Below are 4007 nucleotides of genomic sequence, written 5' to 3'. Positions count from 1 at the left end.
GGATCATTAGACTTTTTATTTTTAATATACTATATAGAATCGCGGAGACGCTTACCTCCACGCTGAGATGATTGCCGTTATATACATAAAAAATCTCCGGCTTGTCACAAGCCAGAGATTCTGTTTTATAAATCTAAAGTTTTTATTATATAAGATTCTCCTGTCGGAGAAAGTCTTATCTTGCTGAAAAAATGAACTTTATCCGAATTGGGATTGTATCGTTTCCTGATAAATTCATTTGTTTAGAAGGAACCGCTCCCCCACGAGAGGGAAGCAGTTTTTTAACCAAGTTTATTTTGCAGCTACAACTACTTTCAGAGTCTTAGTTACACCGAATACATCTTTCAGTTTGAATTCGATAGTAACAGGTTCTGTAGTACCAATGCTAGAAGGCAACTGGATCATGATACCACCAGGAACAGCAGCATAGCCTTCACTCTTCACAGCTTCGTTAGCACCAAGATCTGTAACGATAACATTTGTTGCACTGATAGTGCCTGGTTCCCAAGCTCTGGTCTTGGTATTAGCATTAGTTACGAATTTAGCATTAGTGTTAACCGTACCTACAGAAACAGGGATAGCAACTTTGTTACCGTTCTTGTAATAGTATGCAGATGCATTAGCATTAGCCAGCGTGAAGTTTGTAGCGAATCCTTCAGTACCTTCTTCAAATCCTTGACGGAGGTTCATATCAGAACGCTTATCCACATTGCCGTCAGCCTTAACACCGTCGAACAGATAGAATGTATCATCCAAAGCATCCACCAAAGTAAAGTCAGCATCTGTCAGAACCACTTCACGAGTTACATTGTTAGAAGTAAATTCTTTCTTAGCTTCTACCTTCTTAGCGTCACCCATCAAGCTAGCGAATCTCAGAGTAAAGTCTGATACTTGTTCCTTAGTTGCCGGATATACTCCGTAGAACCTGTAGTTGGCAACTATCGGAAGATTAGCTTCTCCAGTAGTTACATTTCCAACAAGAGTACGTGTATTCCATTCTTTTGCAAGACTTGAATATACGATATTAGTCAAAGGAATATTCTGAAGTCTCGTAGCATAATCTTGACCTAACACTTCATAACCGGAATAAGTAAACCAATTATCTACATTTTCATTATGGCTCAAAGTATAGTACTGAGCTGTAGAACCAAATACAGTATATTGTTTAGCATATGCAGTAGTAAATGCTTCATAGAATGGAACACTCATAATTTCTACATCGCCTTCTTTTACCAAGTCACCATAAATGCTCAATACATTCTTCTTGTCATTCCAGATAGCCTTCTCACCGTTTACACGAGTAATATCCAAAGTCGGCTGAGTGAATTCGAATGGCAAGATGATCGAAGCAACAGGTGTGTTGGTGTCTTCATCTTTCACTGTCAAAGTCAACTGATAAGCGTTCTTCAAAGTGAAGTTATACGGATATCCTTCAGATACAACGAACTGGAATGTTATGGTGTTGTCCACAATAGCATAACGAACATTATACCCTTTTGTCCAGTTATCCCAATATTCATTGTTTTCGCCTTCACCACCAATCAATTCGAAATCAATGCGTCCAGCTTCAACGGCACTCTTCCATACAGCCTTTTCTATAGCACTCATTTCATTGATTATTTTATCCAATGAATAAGCCTTAGTATTAAGAGCAAATACTTGCTTCTCATTAGCAGACCAAGAACCAGTAGTAGGTCTCAGTTCAGGATTATAATTAGGATCCTTGTCGTTTTCAACAATTAACTTAGCATCCATCGGAGTATACAGACGTTCCAAAGTAATTTCATGAGCATTTGCCATTTCTTCACGCTGATAAGCAAAGAAGTGAGGCGCATCTTTATCGCCTTGTACGATAGTACCGTCCATCAAAATGTAGTTGTAAACAAACTCAATGTAGTTATTTACTCCTGTTTCTCTTGTGAACTTGAAGCTATGACCTTCTTTATCTATTTCCACACCATACAACTGTGCGTTCTTCAAGTTCTTGGCAGATTGTTCCAAAGTAATCCAGTAGTCATATACAGCAGCTGCATCTACAGACGGAGAAATATAAGAAACAATAGGAGTATAATCTACATTAACTGCACAATTTTCCAAGTTGCGCAAACCTACATTAACTTCGCCAATCTTCTTCAACTGAGCACTCAAATCATACGGAGTTTTAATTATTGTTTCATTCAAAGTAGCAGTCAGAGACAAAGCGTGTTTTGCACCGTCATTAGCCTTGAACAACAGATAGTTCTTCGTTCTGGCATCATCAATATTTTCATAACGGACAAAGTCATGAGGCAATACCCATACTGCATTTTCAGAAGTGGCTCTAGTCAATACACCCTTAAACGGAACAGCATCCTTAAACGGCAATTCTGTATCCACATTGGCAGAGTTCATCAAGTTGAATGAATAAGCAGAAGCATCTGTTCCCTGAGGATTAACCACAACTTCCAAGTCGCGATCAAGAGTGGTGTACAAACCTTTCTTCAAAGTTTTTTTGGCTGGTCCGTACTCAACATCCTTCTCATTAATTCCATAAAGTGCATGCATCGGATTAGCACCATTCAAGACATCCATATAACCCATAGTAGCACTGCTCGGAATAAAAATAGTCTGTTCATCACCATTTTCATCCTTTACAGTAATGTTCCAGCCACCTTTTACTTGTGCAGCTACCGCACCACCGGCAATATATTCTGTTTCAACGTATGCAGCCTTTTCGGTATCCCATACCATCCAGTAACCGTTTTCGCTAATCTTTGCATCATGTCCGGCAGCGGCAGCATCACCCGGTTCGCCCTGGTCACCCTTGTCACCCTTATCTCCTTTTGCAGGATATTCAGATTTCACACCGTCAAATGCCCAGTAACCGTCAATGATGGTCACAACTGTACCATTCTTACCGTCTTCACCTTTGTCACCTTTGATAGTTTCAATGGTACTTGTAGAATTGTCACTCCAGGTTACAGTGATACCGTCACCGTTCTTCACTACGTTGGTAACATACTTACCAGCATCAACTTTTGCCTGTAAAGCTGAAAGAGCCGACTTGATATCGACCAGTTCCTTGTCGATGCGGTCAATGTCCTCATCATAGTCTTTACAAGACACAAATGTTCCTGTTGACGAAACCATCAAGGCTCCGAACAGAACTGCACTTAAAAACTTTTTGTTCATAAATAAAGATTTAAATTTATAAATTTAAAAAACTAAAAATTGGTTATACATATACTGTTATAAAAGGACTTCATTCTCTATTTCCAAGTTCACCAGGTTCCTCTCGCGCGCCGCATACCGTTTCGGAGTCATACCCGTCTGACGGACGAAAGCCAGATAGAAAGGACTCTTCGAACCGAAACCGCTCCGTGACGGAACCTCGCCCAGCGGACAACCGCCGTTGCGAAGCAGCTCCTTAGCGTATTCCACCCGGTAGCGGTTAAGCAACTCCTTCAGATGACAACCGAAGTAGCGGTTCACCGCATTGCTCAGGTAAGTCTGGTTTGTTTCGAGCATCATACTCAGTTTCTTTAACGAAAGAGAGGAATCGAGGAACGCCCGGCGTATCTCCAACTGATACAATATACCTTTATATATAAGGCTGTCTGCCGGACGGACATCCGACAGTGACGAGAACCGCGCTGTCCATTCGCGGCCGGCGGCACGATAGAGCAATGTCTTCTGCCTTACAGAAGTGCTGCTCGTCTTTTTACGTCTCAGAAACAGGTATTCCATCTAAACTCGTTATTCGTTCTTATTGGCCTTTTATGCAGATCTCTTAGTAAGAGATCGACATTTCACGTGCAAAAATAAGGAAAGTTTTGATAACTAGTACACTTTTCGCGGAAAAAATATGGAATATTGTGAAAAAAAGTATTTCTTCTGGTTCTACCGGCTCTGATTTAATCTTGTATCTGTATAGTTAATATTTTGATTTAAAGCCTGTTATCGTCTGTTTGTAGATCTCTTACTAAGAGATTTATACTTTTTTCATCTTCCATACATACAATAGCACA

At 40.2% G+C, this 4007-nt stretch carries 2 protein-coding genes; both read right to left on the bottom strand.

The window, feature by feature from the left end:
• Nucleotides 1-291: 291 nt before the first annotated feature.
• Nucleotides 292-3171 (bottom strand): PL29 family lyase N-terminal domain-containing protein, encoded by a 2880-nt coding sequence (locus RDN93_RS21765; RefSeq protein ID WP_308747403.1) that lies wholly within the window; start codon nt 3169-3171, stop codon nt 292-294.
• A 57-nt stretch (nt 3172-3228) separates the two neighbouring features.
• Nucleotides 3229-3726: an AraC family transcriptional regulator gene (locus tag RDN93_RS21760; RefSeq protein ID WP_005844149.1), complete on the bottom strand. Its 498-nt coding sequence runs from the start codon at nt 3724-3726 to the stop codon at nt 3229-3231.
• Between the last annotated feature and the right edge of the window lie 281 nt (nt 3727-4007).

It is taken from the genome of uncultured Bacteroides sp. (assembly GCF_902491285.1).
Classification (GTDB): domain Bacteria; phylum Bacteroidota; class Bacteroidia; order Bacteroidales; family Bacteroidaceae; genus Bacteroides.
Note: the sequence above shows the minus strand (reverse complement) of the source record. Positions and strands in the feature narration are given on the sequence as shown.

What these genes read in the sequence shown, in the direction of transcription:
- RDN93_RS21760 (WP_005844149.1), bottom strand. Translation starts at nt 3,726, where the DNA reads ATGGAATACCTGTTTCTGAGACGTAAAAAGACGAGCAGCACTTCTGTA.
- RDN93_RS21765 (WP_308747403.1), bottom strand. Translation starts at nt 3,171, where the DNA reads ATGAACAAAAAGTTTTTAAGTGCAGTTCTGTTCGGAGCCTTGATGGTT.